Raw genomic sequence first — 15,035 nt, forward strand, 5'->3', positions numbered from 1 at the left:
AAAAATATGCGCCGGGTTAATCAGGCGGTGCGATACCAGCCCATCAACTTGACGTAGGCGTTAGTAACTGTCAGGGCAGCGCCGGTACCCATATTTTCTGTAGTACCGGAAACGGCATGTGTGTGGGAGCCAAGAGCGACGCTGTGCGTGTGGGCGCCAGCGGTAGATGTAGTGCCGAAATCTGTCCCCGAATTATTACCGACGGCCTGATCACTACCTCCCTGTTTCTGCATTGAAGAACCCCAGCCATGGGTGTGATCGCCATTACTGCTGGTGGTTTTTGTCCCGAGATCCACGGACGCCGCCGATCCGGAAACGGTCAATGACACAGCCGGTAAATTAGATTTACCAATAGTGGCGGTATCCGATCCCCCCGTAGTCAAAACGTCTGCGCCATCCTGAAGGCCCAGGCGAATGGTTTTGTTTTCACCTGCGTATAACCACGTCGTACCCGGAAACAGTGTGTTGGGGTTTTTGTTCTGTGCGAAAAACAGCACGATTCCAACGGGGTAAACGGAATCAACCTGTAGCGACGTCAGAGCAGACCGCAACTGTCCTCCCAGTTTGTCCATATCTCCGTCATCGAGAACGTCAACATCGGACTGATCGGAAATGAACTGCGCAATAGCAGATGCAATTACCGTTGCCTGCCTCAGTGCTTTATTGACCTGACCTGAACGAGCAATGCCCGCTGTAAACCCAGTAGACAAAGCGATGAGCGCCTCCCACTCAGCCTGTGTCGCCACGTTTGCCCCGGAAGCTATCGCGAACGGTTTAAAATTATTAACTGGCATCAGAAGTTCTCTCCCCATGCGCCGGTTTCGAAACCGGCGATATAGTCATTTTCAACATCAAAACCAAAAAATTTATACCCGTTTGAGGGCGTAACCGTTTCTCTAACTCTTACTCCGGCCGCTTTTACCGTAAGGAGGCCAGCACGAACTACAAAAACAAATTCAGCAGGAAGTTTATCTATCGGGTTTATATCGTAGCGAGAAGGCTCATATCCTTCCGGCAGAGGAATAAACGGGCCGTGGTTAATTGCTGAGTCAAATATCAACCTGTCAATATTGGGAATGATATATTCATCATCCACGACGATTAAAACCGATATCGTCATATCCTGATTATCCAGAATAACCAGTTTAATTCCTGTTCCTGCTAATGCCGTTTCCAAGATATCCGGCAGTGTTCCGTTCTGGCCGTTCCAGTTGTTTATCCCTATGCGGGCTTTCAGCACCACGCGGTAAACATCATCGCTGAGATACGTCAGCGCATCGGTGGACTGGTAAGGGCCCAGCCAGATCCCCTGATCCCAACCGACACGCTCTTTATCCCATTCAAGAAAAACGCCGGTAATAGGTGCCGCTACCGCGCGTGAAACGCCGATCCACTTTCCGAGGATATCCAGTTGGTCGCCAACGGCGGTATCGACGTCGAAAGCAGTGATTAGTCCGGCTGTCGCATCGGAAACATCAATAAGTGGCCGCGTTGATAAATCAACGTGGTCGAAGAATTTCGGCTTTCCTGCGTGGTAATTGGTGATCAGGTCGGTGTATTTGCTCATGGCGTCACCACCAGTGCGATGTTATCCACGCTGCAGGATGCCGACTCGTCGTACGCAAGCACCACATTAGCCGCGGCGACCCCCTCTGCCGTTCGACCGATCAACAGCTCCATTATGTCGTAATAACGTGCGTTCCCGCCGCTGACGACACCCAGGTTAGCCGGGGAATAAACCCGACTCAGCAGAACGCTGTCACCGATGGCCAGCGAATTGATATACGCCGCCACCGCCGCCTTCATTTCGTCTCCGACCTCAGAGCTATAACCCGTCAGCGCCTGAATCGTTATCGACACATAGATCGGCACGTCGACCGGGCGAGAGAAACGAATGGTGTAAGGGTTGCCGTATTTGTCGGTGACTATTACCGCCGTCGTACCGTACGTTGATACGCCCTGCCCCTTAGTGCTTCGTATCGTGTTTGCGATTTCCGTCGCATCCCCACCCTCGACGATTGCCGAAATGGAGTGAGCCGGTAGCCCGTTAGCATCGGTAGTCTCTGTATCGTTCTCAAACAGCTTGTGCCGGGTCACGCCTTCAACGTTGGCAATCGCACCGTCTACCGCGGCAAATGGTGTGAGAGAGGCCAGGGCAACGCTTTGTGACTGCCTCACCCGTAGTTCAGCGTCAGTTTCCGCCTCGATACCAACGGTGGCCGCCAGCGGGTTAGTTACTGAGGCCCACCCGCGCGTCGGTGTATTGATGCCGTTTACCGACCCGGCGACCGCAGCAACCGCCCCGCTATTCGCACACGTTGCCGTAGCGACCACGGTACCGTCAGTGCCGATCACCACCGTCGCCGGCAGATTCCAGATCACGCTATTGGTATCGCGTACCGAGCCGTTGGTGATGGCTGTACCGACGGTTCCGGTTAGCAGCAGGTCGACAGTTGAATTGGTCGCTGCACGCCGGGTGATGCCATTAATTTTGACGTTGCTCGTCAGTGCGTCACCCACTGCCGTCGCTGGCGAGAACGACCGGTAAACCGAAATGGCCGTGTTATTGGCGTCGTGAATAGCCAGGGCCACCAGCGCCACCATCTGGCCGTCTTTGCTATCGGGATCGAGATAGGCATCACTGCCATAAATCTGCTGAAAATAACCGGTGATGGTGTCCAGCACGGTCTGATAGTCGGGCGCACTTATCCCCTCAGCGGTTACCGTTGCCGATAAGCCGAGTGTGTCGAGGTCCAAAGACATTACGCCTCCGAAGTTACTGTGGTTGTCCCGTAGATGGTTTCCACTGTCGCTGTGAACGTTACACGCCGCGTACGGCCATCAACTTCAGTGTTAAATTCGGTGATGGATTTTACCCCGCGTGTTTCGAGAATGCGTTTACGAATGGCGAGGTTATAGGTGTCTGGCTTTTGCTTACCCAGTACTGACTGAATCCACGGCGTACCCGCTGTGGTATCCAGAAACCATTGCCCGTACCAAAGCAGGAAGCGCGTTTTAATGGCCTGCGCGACGGCCTCTGGGGAGTTAACCAGCCAGGTATCATCACCCTGACCGAAGGTGTAATCCCCGTCATCATCTTCTCGACGGTATCGCATATCATCCTCCGAGTGGCGCCGTGTTACTCCCGCCTGGCTCAACGCCACCATGCGTATGCTTATCGACGATTGAGCCATCCACCAGCTGCAGGCGGCCATCAGAAAGGATTTTAAGCCCGTTGAGGTTAAAACCTCCCGGCGCCGTACCGTTGATAGCTCCACTGGCAGGATTAAGGCTCAACTTTGTTTCCCCGTCATCACTGCGCAGCTCTACCGCGCTGGTGCTGATGCCGCCGATTTTCTTCGCCTGCGACTGCGGGCCGACGATACAGAACGCATCAGACAAATCGTGCATGCGCTCGTCTACCGGCTCCTGAATACCTCCGCTCTGCCACCAGAAATCAATACAACGGTCCGCAAAGATAACAAGGCACTCATCACCAGCCTTAACAGGAAACGTCAGCGTGCAGCCTCCACCGCGAGGGAAAACGACAGGAACATCCACCAGCAGCGGAATGTTAACAGACACATCTGCGCCTGATTCGTCCAGTTCTACGCCTTTAATTGCGGGCTGAACTACAGCAGTGACGGCATCATGGTCAAACGACTGGATGATGCCAGGCATGGAAACGCGCATTGCAGACATGATTGCCTGTGCCAGCCGCGCATCGGCCTGCTCTTTACTACCGAGCTGGGAATTTAGTGCTACGGGCATTTGGTTTACTCCGGGCATTAAAAAACCCGCCGGAGCGGGTTAGTTGAATGTTCTATAAGTTACACTGTGCGATGGGTCGCCTATGGTCCCATAGCACTCAATAGTGTGTGATCCTCGGACATTGAAAGCATTAACCCCAGAATAATCAAGAGTGAAGTAATAGACTTGCTTTCCATTTTGGTTATCTACACCGCTATTAGTATCTTCAACTTCAAAAGTATCAGGATAGTTGAGAGAATTTCTTGCAATGTCTTTGCATGTAAATATCACATCATTTTGAAGCAAAGCTTTTTCCGATAAAGGTTTTGGTTTTGTCTTTTCCTTCTCGGCTACCTGTTCTTTCTGGTAGTCGCGTCGATCGGCTTCTGCTTTCGCCCGCCCATCCTCAATCGTTTTAATAAATGACTTATCGTCCTGACTTAGGGATGATGGGTCCTTATTTTTTAGTTCTTCATACTTTTTACTATCGTTAGAGTGGTTGCCGATTAAATATCCAACGACAACAATAACAGCCAAAACAATCTTCTTCCCTGTACCTACCGCCATTTATACCCCCCCCCACCAAACGCAATCCGTTATGTAACAATCATTTTATACGCTTGCAATCATAGGTCCAAAATTCCCGGGGATCATCCATATTTTTACGAACAACTTCAACATTAAGGATGGGCTTGCCGTTTCGGGCAACAAAATCCATTCCAAGCCAGCGACCAGATCTGGCATCTGGAAGCATCCACTGTATTTTCACATTGTTGTAATCATTTTTTACCTTTAGAAAGGTAATTTTCTGAGACTCAGGCTTGACGCCATCTATCCGCGCAAACCCATCCTGCGCTTTCCAGTTGATCCCAAATGGTCCGCAGGCTGTATCCGCAAAAGCAGAGGCAGAAAGAAAGAGGGGAAAAATACAACCAGTGATGATTTTCTTCATGAGTATTGCGCCGCATCCAAACCTTTTGAGTTGAGCAAATCCCGAGCCCCTTTCGCCAGACACAGCAGGTCCATATACCACGCTTGCCCGCGAGTATCGCCAGTATAGTCAATGCTGCCGACAATGTAATCACCGTCGGTATTGATTGCTGCCAGCTGCGCACCGGGAAGGCCATCGACATAGATGTTACCGTCTGTGGTGCTTTCACCCAGTCTGCCAGGTGACTGCCCAACCTGGTCATTACCGAGAGACTGACGATACACGGAGGCTTGATCCAGCCTGATAAGGCCACCAAGCTTAATATTTGGGTTTATCAGGCAACGCACGTTTACCCCGGCGCCCATCGTCTGCTGTGGCATGCTTATCAATCCAGTATCAGCATTAAGCACAATTGCTTCCTGAATGTACTTATCGTCAGGAACGATATGCACCTGGTTGTTTTCATACCACCAGTTGGCTTTGCACTGACCAGCGAGGCTATACATAAGGCGACCGGTATTTTGATAAATTGTTCTCCCGCGCGGGAAGACGGTCGAGCCGAAATCGGGCCTGCTGCCTTCTGAGATACCGTAAGGCCGTAGGGACTGCATGCCAAGATCAAAAAGGTCAGCATGCTTCCAGCCAGCCGATACCGTCGTTTTAACACTGGCGTTGAGATGCCCTTCCCAACTATCAATGCACTGGACCAGTACCCAACTATCGGTGACGTTATCTTTGCCGGTGACGGTAAAGCGAATATCGCCGTTAAAGATGATTCCCACATTTTTATCTGGATAGTTTCCACTGCTGTCTGCTGTGCCGTTATACCCGGCAATAGCCCTTACACGGGTAAATTCTTTTCCCGTGATCCGGTTTTGGGTCTCTGGCGACAGATTATATATTTTGAAGTTTCCCACAAACCCGTTAAAGATAGTCGCGGGCATCTTCTGGATATTAAACGTCACCTTAAAATCCGACAGCGATATCCCATCCCCCTTATCGTCAATAAGCTGCAACTCAAAGTGTCGCATCCAGTTCTGAGACATAATCACTCCGTTACCACGTAGAGATGGCTTTTAATGCCGAGGTCGGTTTGGGTTGGGTTATCATTTGCCGGATCGTCGCAATTTACATAGAGCGAAAATCCAAGCCCGAGATAGCGATACTGCGCCAGCAGGTTGGCGCCGGTGATAAGAGGAATGCCTTTTATCAGGTCGGCGCCCGTACTGTCCATGATATCCAGACACCAGAAAGCAGCACGCCAGGTCACAGCCATTTGCAGACTTTGACCTGCCACAGATATGGAAAATCGCTGGTTTTCCGGGGAAAGAGGTATTTCTGAAACAGCCATTTAGCCTCCAGAGATGAAACCGACAAACCGGCTTAGTAGCGACTCATCTTTTGGAGTCGGCGTCTTTACTCCTGAGTTTTGCACCGCAGACGTGTTCACCCCCTCTTTCATGTTTTCTTTTGCGGCCACGCTGACTGTCTGCGTCTGGGTGGTGATTATTTCCCTGAGTGTGACTGTCACCATCAGTACATTTTCGCTATGGCGATCTGTCGTCACATCCAAGGAGCGGATCACCATATTGGTATACAGGCGCTTCCCGGTGGTCACATCAAGCAACTGCCTTTCCTGCTGCATTTTAAGCAGTTCAGCATAAACCTCCTTCGGCCCCATGCTATTGAGCGGTGTAGATAATCCAATGCCTGCTGTATCATAAAAATCAAGCAGGGAACCGCCACCAGCAAAGCCCATCTCCATAACGACTTCTGAGGGGCGTCGATACGCATGGTCAGCAATGAACCCTGTACCAGCGCTTGTAGGCCTTTCCACTGGATGTTCCGTCACCTCCAGAGCATCGCTATGACGCTCTGAAACCACTACATCGGGTATCATCAGGCCAATACGGCGGCTACGCTGCTGGAAAAGAGTTGAAAGAATATCCATCAGCTCGGCCCCCTGGTTAGTTGCTGGGTTGCGCGTGCATTAACGTTGCTCTGGCTATCAGAGACGATTTTCCCTGCTTCTCTCGGATCGCTGACACCAGAAATGTTGATAACGGTATTCTGGTTCAATGTCGCGCCAGCAGCCTGGTGGGCAAGGGGGCTATTCCAGTTCGAATAACCCTCTTTGCGGGCCATAGACTGCATGAGCATAGCCATCGTATTGGGGTCGGACAGGTTTAAGGCTGCTGTCGGCGATACACCCATCCAGCCAGCAACGTCACGGGCATATTTGGCAGGATCGTTGTTATCGGCCGCGGGCGCCCAGGTGCTGACGATATCCATGATAGTCTGCAGGCGACGACCGGTCGTTTTCCCTGTGAAGTACCGCATCAGCTGGTTTTTCATAGCAGCCCAGCCGCGTAGAGCATTCTCGAAGGTACGGAAGCCACCACCGCCAACGGGACGGATGTTGCCGGGGTTGTTATTGCGATCAGCCAGCGTATTCCCAGTCCCACCAGGGATATCCGGCTGGATATTGGCGCCATGAACAATACTCGTCTGGGTCTCTCCGGCGCCGGAGACAGGCGTCTTGCCCTGTTGCCATATCGCGATACCCAAGCGCTTCACTTCGCTCCAGTTACCTTCGTTGATGGCATTCAGCAGATCGCCGATCATGCTCAACATCTTGCTGAACTCACCCATCTGGGTAATGAAGTTGTCGAAGTCCCATTTCAGTGACCAGGCTTTCGGGTCTATGCCAAGCAGTTTTGCGATTGAGTTGGTGAGGTCAGAAACCGTATTACGCAGCGACTTAATAAACTTCTCTGCGTTGTCGATCTCCGTCTTCCACTTACCCCAGTCAACTAGGCTTTTTCCGCCCTCCTTCCAGGTCTGGTAATCCTCCCACAGCAACGCTACAGCAGCAGCCAGGCCGAGAACCCACGTAATCGGCGATGCGAGCATAGCGCGGTTTAGCATCCACCAGGCAGCGGTAAGCGCCCCAATCAGTTCGATCAGCTCCTGCGACTGCTTATCAAGAGAGTCCCACCAGTTGCTGATACTCTGACCCAACTGGATGAGGCGGTATATTACCCTGCCTACCATCTCACCAGCCCAGAGAATCCCTTTGACGGTAGCGGTTATAGCGCCTTCAATTTTGGGAAAGTTGTCCAGTATCTGGCGACGCAGCCTGTCGAGAGAACCAGCAAGGCCATCAGCGAGGCTGGAGCCTATTTTATCCCGCGCCATGCCAGCCATCAGCCCGAAGGAGCGCAGAGAGGTCATGAACTTATTAGAGCTGACAGCGGCTACATCGGCGTTATAGCCGATCGCCTTCGCCATCGCGGTGTATTCGCCACTAAACTGGCCGATACCGCGACGCATTGCCATCAGGGTGTTTTCATCCAGACCCAGCATCTCAGCGTACTGGTTCGCGCGGTAGTACGGCATGCTGCTAAGACGCTGGCCGACGCCGGTAAAGATCGTCGCCATATCCCGCATGTTGCCGCTGGCATCACGCGTTTGAACCCCCAGCCGGTTCAGGAAACCCTCAGCGCCGGGATTGTTACGCATGAACCTGGCAAGATTTTCGAGAGAGCCGCGGGCTCCGTCGACACTGCCGCCAACCTGACTTACCGCATACCCAATCTGCTTAATGCCCTCCACCGTCGCGCCAGTGCGCTGGGAGGCCCAGTACAGGTCGTCGAGACCGCTGGCAATTTTTGCGGTGAACGCCACGACGGAAAGCGCTGCTGCTTCAACTTTGACGCCCAGTTCAATCGCTTTAAGCGTTGTCCCGGCAACGACGGCATCGAATTTTCTGGCGCCAGCCTCATCCACTTTGAACCCAAGCGAGATCAGAAAGTCCTTGAGCGTTTCAGCGTTCATTAGCCTCTCTCCATTTCGCTATACGGTTTTCGTTATCGGCTTTCAGGTCAAGCCAGTCATTCATACGGGCAATATCGGCCAGGTCTACCGATCCGTCTTTCAGGGCGGTGTAAGGGATGTACCCGGCATCCACCGGGCGCATCAGAAAATCCTCACCTTCTGGCAAGGATTCCAGGACAGGACCTATGGCTGGGTAGGCGTCCCGCTGCCGGGGATTTCTTTCAAAAAATTTCCCAGGCTGTCGGCGACCACCCGCGCCACCAGCTGCAGCATCGTGAGCAGGTCAATATCGTCGAACATCAGCGCGCCCTGATCGAAAATTTTTACCCATCCTTTTTCATGCTGGCGCATAACAACGCCCAGGCACGGATGAATCACCGCGTTAACGTCCTCTTCCGGCAGGGCCGCCAGCGTATCGGCAATCTTCGGCAAAACGATATCCAGAGCGTCGAACGCCCTTTTCTCACCGAAAACAAGCTTGCCCTCGCCGTCTCTGACCATCATGGATTTCAGCGTGCCAAAGTCTGAAACCAGACCAGCCAACACCGGAAGCAACTTGCGGCTTACCTTCAACTGCTGGAAAACATCCAACTTGGCGGTGCGGTAATTAACGCCTTTGATTTCAAATTCCATCTGTTAGAACTCCCCAAGCAGCTGATCAATCTTGCCGCAGTCAAAGACCCAGGAGACCGTATTGCCGACTTTGGCGTTAGCGTGATCGGGTTGCTTCTGGAAAGCACAAGAACGCGCTGTAGTGGTATCACCTGATACTTTGTTGCGAATGACAATGACGTTATTGCCCCACGTTGCCGAAGACAAGCTCTGTGCGTTGTACATCAGCGAGAGCTTTTTGTTGACCGGGGAGGTTTTCAGCAAGGTTACTGTGATAGTGCCGCTCTTTCCGGCGTGCAGGCTGTGCATCACCTCGCCACCGGCGCCGACGGTCATGGTGTTTTTGGCCTCTGTCATTGTGACAGTAATGCCCTCTTCGGCGTTCGCTGAGCCGTAGCCAAGCTCAACTAACCCGGTAGGCCCTGCGAGAGAGGCCGAAACATCAAGAAAACTATAGGTTGATCCCATTTTATTTCATCCTGTTCGCACCTCCTTTTCTCGCGTTTTCAGCAGAGGTAAGAGGCTGGATATTAGAAAAATGACAGGCTTTTTCTACCTGCGTTTCATCGGTTAAATCGAATGCGGTTAAAGGAGTGATGTGGTCAAAGGTCCATGCTATTCCGTAGTTTTCCCAGCTCATTTCGCCGACAAATTGAGATTCAATATGACTAATGAATTGAGCTTCATTGCAGCCTGCCAAAATAGTTTTAAATCTACCTGTTCCTTTAATCCATCGCGAAAGGCGGCGATTTATCTTCTTCCTCAACAAGAATTGAGGATTTTCTATCGACTGCTGACGATTCCATTCCGCTTGTCTTTTATAAGCCGCCTCACGGTTTTCGCGTTGATATTCAATTGCTGATTTTCGGTGAGATTCGGGATTTTCCCAATAACGACGCCTAACACGAGATTTAATCTCGTCACCTTTAAGCTGGTAATAAATCTTCGATTTTTCGCTAAGGATCTCTTTGTTTTGCTGATAATGTTCTTTTTTGTGTGCAGAACAGCACGACTTACACCAATAGTGCAAGCCGTCTGCTTTACGCTTATTTTTCCCAAAGTTATCGAGGGTTTTCTCTTCACCACAACGCGAACATTTTTTCATTGCCTTTCCTCAACATCAAAAAAGCAATGATAGCACGTTTAGCGCACGACCGTGATTGCGACGGTACCGTAATGAACGGCTCCGGCCAGTTTCCCGGCAACCTGAATAGGCACACCTTTCCGCGCTTCGCGATCGACCTGAAGCTGGTCATCAACGTTTTCTGCCCAGGTGTAGTAGCCCTTAGTCAGCATGTCGCCGGTATTGAGCTGACCAAGCGGGCCACCAGTCCATTTACCCGGAGCAAAGAGACCGTTCTGCACAGCCTTATCGAGCACCAGCTCAATGTTGGCGATACGGGTTGTGGTCCCGGCGTCGGTCTGGGGAATTTTGGTTGTGCTGGTATAGAGCGTGTTGTAGTCAGCGGTCTGCACGGCGTTCTGCAGCCAGTCGAGGCCATGGCGCTCGTCGAAGAAATCGCCGTTTGCCATAACGCCTTGCTCAAGAATCGCCGTATCGTTTTCGTAGTACACGTAAACGTTGCAGTTCTTCGCTTCCAGGTTGTTCGCCTGCGAGGTACCCAGGGTTTCGTAGGTGAAACCCGGCAGTTGTTTAAACTTGAGGGTGATCGTCGTATTGCTTCCGGTGAAGTCAACAGTGAACGCACGCGCAAACGAGGACAGCGCAGCATAGCGGCTGCTGGTCGAGTACTGGATAAAGGTACGGCTGTATTTCGCTGCTTTCAGCTTGGAAGCCAGATCCGTCGTGGTAGCCGCGTCAAGAATCGTTGAATCAGCCGAGGTAACGCCAAAGATGCGCGATACGCTCGCGGCTTCGATAGCAGCAGCGACACTGATAATGTCGGTGTCGGAAGGATAATCAGCAGCCGGCACAGCAAGGTGAAGGCCATACCATGAATTCCAGTCCAGCAAGGCGTTAACGGCCTGCAGGAGGCTTTCTGCGCTGCCTGTTTCGCCAGTAGCCAGCGTTTTCGCCCAGCGACCGACATACACCAGAGTCGGCTGCGGTTGCTGGGAGAACCAGATAACAGCCGCTGCATATTCCTGGCTGTCTACACCAAAGTCATCGCCGATATCATCAGCGCTGGAGTAAAGGCGCAGACGCTCAGAAATCGGAATAACAGTTGAGTCGCCCAGGATGAGCATTGAGCCAAAATTGCGCCCCTGCGCGGCCCGAGCAGAAAGCGTCACCGTCACGTTAGCGATACGGTTAAGGGGAAGCCCTTTTTCCATTTTAGTCTCCGGTAACTATCGTGACGTTAGGGTCAACGACAGATTTAACGTTGTAGGTACGGGTGTTTTTGCGGGAAAGGGTCACGGCAAGGTCATACCGGCGCACCCACTGGTTGTTGATCAATTCGGGGAGGTTTCGTATATCATCAGCGCTCACCAGCGACAAACCTGAGATTCGTCGCAACGTATCTGCGTTTTGATCTACAAACATTCCGTCGCGAAACCGAGTGGCCATCCCGGAACCGCCGGGGCCATAGAAACAGAAAAGCACCTGGATGCTCTCCCATGACCATTGTTCGCTCTGCTCTTCGCTTACCTGGACATTCGCGGGCGAGCCGGGACGTGAAAGCGTGGAGAAGTTAAATCCGCACCATGTCTCACCGTTCGGCGGTATTTTGGGCTGGGGATCGGTAAACCGGGGCAATACCAGGTTAACCGGAATTCCCGTCACGCCTCTTACCCATCGGCTCAGTTGCTTTTCCAGCTCCTTATCGTAATCAGGAGCATCCCCGACGGGGGTTAGATACCCAGGCTCTGTGCTGTCGTTACTCAACGGGAATTCCTCCGTTAAACTCCAGCAGCTCGCAATGTGCCTGCACGAACCCGGCACCGTATCGGGTGTACGGATCGACAAAGGTCACGCGGTACCGTCTGCCACTGTATAAAACGATATCAGCGTCGAGTTCTGGCGTTGAGTCACTGGCAGGCATTCCCTGCGTTAGCCTGAACTGGGTAACGATGAGGATGGCGCCATTGATGTTTTGCCCGGCGGCCATTCGCTTAGCCTCAAGCGAGCGATCGACGGTTACGACACCAGAGAACGGAATGGCCTGCGCGGTATTGGTCGGGAAATTATCTTCATCCACTGTCTGCACCTGTCGATAGCACACCAGCGAAAGGTCGACAAAGTCCGGATCAAGCAGAACATCAGTCACATCGAGAAACGGCATTATTTTTTCCTCACGACATACTGAATCGCTCTGAAAAGGAATCCTCGGGCACGCAACGGCTTATCGCCAGGGATGGGAGGTTTCATTGCTCTGCGCTTCTTGATGGTCTTTTCAGATAGCGGGGTCAGTCGATCGCCTGCCTCAATGACAGCCTTTGAGGCATCACGCGCAATCTGGCCTGCGGCTTCAAGATGCATCGCCGCCACATCCGCTTTACCTTCAAGCGCAGACTGAGCGGCCAGCTTTAAACGCTCGGTCGTTTTATCCCGCGAATCCTCAATACCCATGTCCAGAAATGGCCTTGGTGGCAGAGTGACGGTCTCGCCGTCTATCTCTACGGTTGCCCCGGTGGACTGGAGATAACCCAGCTCAGCGTTGCTCAGCGGCGCATCATCGCGCGGAGGGCCTGCCGGGATACCAACCAGCACATCAGTGCCTGATAACTGCTTCAGCGCATCCAGAACATTGCTGTAATTGTCTTCCCGAATCGTGATCCCGCTTTTCATTCCGGCGTCCCCAGTTGTACCGCTCCTGCACCGAACATCATCAGGTATTCCCAGAACTCGGATCCGTAACGGGAGTTGTTCCAGAAACCGGCGTTAGGGTCCAGTGTCGCGCTGGCATCATAGCTGGCAGAAACCTTATCCACTGATTTCGCCGTCTGTATGCCGCTATTGACGCCACCAGCAGTACCCACGGCCACACCACGCATATCTGCGGCGTAAAGGTACATGTAGTGCGCAACATACAGCCCGACGATGTAGGGAAAGATATCCACGCCAAAGCGCGACTCACTCAGCGGGGAATCAGCAAAATTCAGGCGAGCCTGGATCATTGGCGTGGGGTACTTTGTTTCGTCAGCGAACTGCGGAAAGGTTGCCCTGAACTGCTCAGGCGTCGGCAGACTTTGATTTCTTGCCATTATCGGTAGTCTCCGGCAATTTCGCTTCGAGTTCAGCAATGCGCGCGTCTTTCTCGGCGAGTTTTGCTTCCAGATCAGCAATGCGCGGATCTTCTGCTACCGCTGGCGCTTCACCATCCGGTGAGCAGTGCGCTTTTACGAACCAGTGATCTGCAACCGAATCATCGACGTCATGGAAACCTACCTGGAAATGCTTTTGCTCTTTGCCGTCGTTGAAATTAAACGGGGAGAGTACATAAATCTTTTTCATTGCAAGTCCTCATGAGCGGCCCTTTCGGGCCGCCTCAGGTTAGATGCCGTCGACGTAGGCCAGAGTTTCCGGATAAACCGGCTCTACTGCACCCAGCTTGCCGTAATAGGTTACGAGCTGATACAGGCCGCGATACTGAATCGGCACGCTCATCAGCGGAACCATCGGGAAGCGAACGTATTTCTTGTCGTTGGTGTAGAACATCATGCGATCAGAGTTCGACACGCCACGACCTTTCGCCCATTTCACCGGACGGATGTTCAGAGGACGTCCGTTCTGGTGGTAGGCGATGGTGTTGGTTTCCAGATAGGTCAGCAGGGACTGGTTACCAGCGCTGGATACGATGGTGCTTGCCAGCAGAGAGAACTGCTCCGGCGGGATCAGCAGGTCCGTCGGTACCATGGAGTAAGCCGAGTTGGCCCACGCTGCACTCAACCCGGCATTAATGCTCGCTCGGATTTCGTCAGCGGTGGAGGTCGCCCAGGTCTTCGCGGCGTTGGTCGGCGTTACCTGCGTCAGGTTCAGCAGGCCTTTTACCGCCAGACCGGAATCGCCGATATAAACCTGCTCGTCCGTGTCCATGTTCCACTTCAGCTGCATACCGTCGTACTTCTGCGTGTCGATCGGGCGACCAACTTGCGCAGCTGCCTGCAATTCTGGAACAGTCCAGCCCAGCTCCATACCCCACAGAGTAAGCGGGAAGCCAGTTTTTGCGATGTCGACGTTAAGGCCAGCCATCGCGGTCGCAGTTTTGCTCAGCCAGTTTTTACCGTTGGCATTCGGTGTACCTGCAGCAGCAAAGGTGGTGTTAGTGAACGAGCTGATCTCATCAGCAATAGACACGTCTTCACGCAACTGGATATCGCGCGACCAGGTGAAATTCACCAGCGGCAGATTCAGTGTCTGATCGAGACGCTCCAGCTCATGGACAAGAAAGGCACCAGTACCGTCGACTGTCGCCTGGTCAAATGTCATTGGCATTTGCGATTTCCTTAAATATTGAAGGCCAGCTCAATGTTGCCGCTGGTATCGCCAGGGCCATTGAAGTAAGCATTAGTGATCTGGACGGTATTCGAGCCATCAGCGGCGGCAAGGAACGCGCCGAGAGGGCTTGAGGCGGATGGTGTGGCCACTCGCATATAGACCGGACCATGCAGCGCAACGCTGGATGCATCCGCGCCGATGTTTACCGTGACGTAGCCACGTACCAGGCAATCGCCGGTGAAGTTTTTACCGCTGCCTACCTGCTGGACTTTATCCGGCTGGCTGGCGGTCGGATACGGACGAACGTAAATGCCCGCCAGCACCGACGCTTCGTCGCTCGCAGCGATTGGCACAAATTTCCCGGAGGAAATCTTGCCGCCAAGGCCGTAAGCGGGGAAAAGGTTGGAAGAGTCCAGCAGTTGAGGTTCAACCGTCAGATCCTGCGGACGAGAAATTGCCCCGGCGATGCCCGCAGGCATCCGGTAAAGAAATGTATTACCCATT

The 15,035-nt window shown here is 52.8% G+C and carries 23 protein-coding genes; all 23 read right to left on the minus strand.

Going from position 1 to position 15,035, the window contains the following annotated elements; all coding sequences use genetic code 11:
* Nucleotides 1-20: 20 nt before the first annotated feature.
* The 23 genes from HMPREF3096_RS22630 to HMPREF3096_RS22740 are packed head-to-tail and all read right to left on the minus strand — an operon-like array spanning nt 21 to nt 15,034.
* Complete coding sequence (locus HMPREF3096_RS22630; protein ID WP_070544615.1) at nt 21-794, minus strand: phage baseplate protein; 774 nt, start codon at nt 792-794, stop codon at nt 21-23.
* Nucleotides 794-1,567 (minus strand): baseplate wedge 1 family protein, encoded by a 774-nt coding sequence (locus tag HMPREF3096_RS22635; RefSeq protein WP_070544616.1) that lies wholly within the window; start codon nt 1,565-1,567, stop codon nt 794-796. Before HMPREF3096_RS22635 ends, HMPREF3096_RS22630 begins: the two co-directional genes overlap by 1 nt.
* Nucleotides 1,564-2,763, minus strand: coding sequence for a baseplate J/gp47 family protein (locus HMPREF3096_RS22640; RefSeq protein ID WP_070544617.1), 1,200 nt, complete (start codon nt 2,761-2,763; stop codon nt 1,564-1,566). Before HMPREF3096_RS22640 ends, HMPREF3096_RS22635 begins: the two co-directional genes overlap by 4 nt.
* Nucleotides 2,763-3,116, minus strand: a complete 354-nt coding sequence (locus tag HMPREF3096_RS22645) for a thioredoxin domain-containing protein (RefSeq protein ID WP_070544618.1) — start codon at nt 3,114-3,116, stop codon at nt 2,763-2,765. The genes HMPREF3096_RS22640 and HMPREF3096_RS22645 overlap by 1 nt, the downstream gene beginning before the upstream one ends.
* 1 nt (nt 3,117) lies before the next feature.
* Nucleotides 3,118-3,771 (minus strand): Gp138 family membrane-puncturing spike protein, encoded by a 654-nt coding sequence (locus HMPREF3096_RS22650; protein WP_070544619.1) that lies wholly within the window; start codon nt 3,769-3,771, stop codon nt 3,118-3,120.
* Between the two features lie 39 nt (nt 3,772-3,810).
* The gene (locus tag HMPREF3096_RS22655; RefSeq protein ID WP_070544620.1) at nt 3,811-4,317 is read right to left on the minus strand and encodes a hypothetical protein; all 507 of its coding nucleotides are present in this window, start codon (nt 4,315-4,317) and stop codon (nt 3,811-3,813) included.
* Between the two features lie 40 nt (nt 4,318-4,357).
* On the minus strand, nt 4,358-4,702 hold the full coding sequence (locus HMPREF3096_RS22660) for a hypothetical protein (protein WP_048289801.1): 345 nt from the start codon (nt 4,700-4,702) through the stop codon (nt 4,358-4,360).
* Nucleotides 4,699-5,727, minus strand: a complete 1,029-nt coding sequence (locus HMPREF3096_RS22665) for a hypothetical protein (RefSeq protein WP_070544621.1) — start codon at nt 5,725-5,727, stop codon at nt 4,699-4,701. The genes HMPREF3096_RS22660 and HMPREF3096_RS22665 overlap by 4 nt, the downstream gene beginning before the upstream one ends.
* A gap of 2 nt (nt 5,728-5,729) precedes the next feature.
* Nucleotides 5,730-6,032 (minus strand): phage baseplate plug family protein, encoded by a 303-nt coding sequence (locus HMPREF3096_RS22670; protein WP_042929830.1) that lies wholly within the window; start codon nt 6,030-6,032, stop codon nt 5,730-5,732.
* Nucleotides 6,033-6,632 (minus strand): phage baseplate protein, encoded by a 600-nt coding sequence (locus tag HMPREF3096_RS22675; protein ID WP_070544622.1) that lies wholly within the window; start codon nt 6,630-6,632, stop codon nt 6,033-6,035.
* A complete protein-coding gene (locus HMPREF3096_RS22680) occupies nt 6,632-8,518 on the minus strand; it encodes a hypothetical protein (protein ID WP_070544623.1) in 1,887 nt (628 codons plus the stop codon). Before HMPREF3096_RS22680 ends, HMPREF3096_RS22675 begins: the two co-directional genes overlap by 1 nt.
* On the minus strand, nt 8,508-8,660 hold the full coding sequence (locus HMPREF3096_RS22685; protein WP_049073657.1) for a DUF6889 family protein: 153 nt from the start codon (nt 8,658-8,660) through the stop codon (nt 8,508-8,510). Before HMPREF3096_RS22685 ends, HMPREF3096_RS22680 begins: the two co-directional genes overlap by 11 nt.
* A 41-nt stretch (nt 8,661-8,701) precedes the next feature.
* Nucleotides 8,702-9,151 carry a phage tail assembly chaperone gene (locus tag HMPREF3096_RS22690; protein WP_070544624.1) on the minus strand — a complete coding sequence of 150 codons (450 nt, stop codon included), beginning with the start codon at nt 9,149-9,151 and terminating at the stop codon, nt 8,702-8,704.
* Between the two features lie 3 nt (nt 9,152-9,154).
* Nucleotides 9,155-9,598 carry a DUF3277 family protein gene (locus HMPREF3096_RS22695; RefSeq protein ID WP_070544625.1) on the minus strand — a complete coding sequence of 148 codons (444 nt, stop codon included), beginning with the start codon at nt 9,596-9,598 and terminating at the stop codon, nt 9,155-9,157.
* Nucleotide 9,599: 1 nt separating this feature from the next.
* Nucleotides 9,600-10,235 carry a hypothetical protein gene (locus HMPREF3096_RS22700; RefSeq protein ID WP_070544626.1) on the minus strand — a complete coding sequence of 212 codons (636 nt, stop codon included), beginning with the start codon at nt 10,233-10,235 and terminating at the stop codon, nt 9,600-9,602.
* A 38-nt stretch (nt 10,236-10,273) separates the two neighbouring features.
* Complete coding sequence (locus tag HMPREF3096_RS22705) at nt 10,274-11,425, minus strand: DUF3383 family protein (RefSeq protein ID WP_064173838.1); 1,152 nt, start codon at nt 11,423-11,425, stop codon at nt 10,274-10,276.
* 1 nt (nt 11,426) lies between these two features.
* Entirely contained in the window at nt 11,427-11,978 is a 552-nt protein-coding gene (locus HMPREF3096_RS22710) for a phage neck terminator protein (RefSeq protein ID WP_070544627.1), read from the minus strand.
* Nucleotides 11,971-12,375 (minus strand): hypothetical protein, encoded by a 405-nt coding sequence (locus tag HMPREF3096_RS22715; protein ID WP_009652660.1) that lies wholly within the window; start codon nt 12,373-12,375, stop codon nt 11,971-11,973. Before HMPREF3096_RS22715 ends, HMPREF3096_RS22710 begins: the two co-directional genes overlap by 8 nt.
* Nucleotides 12,375-12,881 carry a hypothetical protein gene (locus HMPREF3096_RS22720; protein ID WP_032729805.1) on the minus strand — a complete coding sequence of 169 codons (507 nt, stop codon included), beginning with the start codon at nt 12,879-12,881 and terminating at the stop codon, nt 12,375-12,377. Before HMPREF3096_RS22720 ends, HMPREF3096_RS22715 begins: the two co-directional genes overlap by 1 nt.
* Nucleotides 12,878-13,297 (minus strand): DUF4054 domain-containing protein, encoded by a 420-nt coding sequence (locus HMPREF3096_RS22725; RefSeq protein ID WP_070544628.1) that lies wholly within the window; start codon nt 13,295-13,297, stop codon nt 12,878-12,880. The genes HMPREF3096_RS22720 and HMPREF3096_RS22725 overlap by 4 nt, the downstream gene beginning before the upstream one ends.
* Complete coding sequence (locus HMPREF3096_RS22730; RefSeq protein ID WP_023284783.1) at nt 13,266-13,547, minus strand: STY1053 family phage-associated protein; 282 nt, start codon at nt 13,545-13,547, stop codon at nt 13,266-13,268. Before HMPREF3096_RS22730 ends, HMPREF3096_RS22725 begins: the two co-directional genes overlap by 32 nt.
* Nucleotides 13,548-13,586: 39 nt before the next feature.
* Nucleotides 13,587-14,528: a DUF2184 domain-containing protein gene (locus HMPREF3096_RS22735; RefSeq protein WP_064173840.1), complete on the minus strand. Its 942-nt coding sequence runs from the start codon at nt 14,526-14,528 to the stop codon at nt 13,587-13,589.
* A gap of 11 nt (nt 14,529-14,539) precedes the next feature.
* Nucleotides 14,540-15,034: a structural cement protein Gp24 gene (locus HMPREF3096_RS22740; protein ID WP_032729800.1), complete on the minus strand. Its 495-nt coding sequence runs from the start codon at nt 15,032-15,034 to the stop codon at nt 14,540-14,542.
* Between the last annotated feature and the right edge of the window lies 1 nt (nt 15,035).

Origin of the sequence: Klebsiella sp. HMSC25G12, from assembly GCF_001807705.1 — a bacterium.
In the GTDB taxonomy this organism is placed as follows: Bacteria; Pseudomonadota; Gammaproteobacteria; order Enterobacterales; family Enterobacteriaceae; genus Klebsiella; species Klebsiella variicola.